The 504-nt window shown below is 56.3% G+C and carries 1 tRNA gene and 1 rRNA gene; both read right to left on the bottom strand.

The features are described from left to right. Positions 1–66: 66 nt before the first annotated feature. Positions 67–143 (bottom strand) — tRNA-Met (locus AC1DIJ_RS30915). Between the two features lie 239 nt (positions 144–382). Further along, positions 383–497: ribosomal RNA gene (gene rrf, locus AC1DIJ_RS30910) — 5S ribosomal RNA — on the bottom strand. Between the last annotated feature and the right edge of the window lie 7 nt (positions 498–504).

Genomic DNA, 504 nt, shown 5'->3' with positions numbered 1-504 from the left:
GTTGAACGCAAAAGCCCCGCTTAACGCGGGTTCTATCTATTCTGTTTTGTATCCATGAAGAGGATTTGGTTGCGGGGGCAGGATTTGAACCTGCGGCCTTCAGGTTATGAGCCTGACGAGCTACCGGGCTGCTCCACCCCGCGCCAGTGCATTCGGCTTTGCCGAATGTCACGATAGCGTAAAGCGCCGAAGGCGTTTTACGCTCACTGCCGGAGCAAATTGCCGAAGGCGATTTGTCTCCTGTAAGGGACGCACCATTGCGAGTGTTCCCGGCATTTCAAGTTCTGTTGTCCCTGAGTTTCAAAAGCAAAAGGCCGCTTGCGCGGCCCGATGTTTTCGGCAGGGCCGAATGTGTGATGAGAAGATTAGTTGCGTTTTGCAGACCTGGCAGCGACCGACTCTCCCGCGTCTTAAGACGAAGTACCATAGGCGCTGGGGCGTTTCACGGCCGTGTTCGGAATGGGAACGGGTGCAGCCACCCCGCCATGACCACCAGGTCAGCGA

This window comes from Rhizobium sp. 10N427, assembly GCF_056394605.1.
The sequence above is the reverse complement of the archived record's forward strand: the minus strand, read 5'-3'. Positions and strand labels throughout refer to the sequence as shown.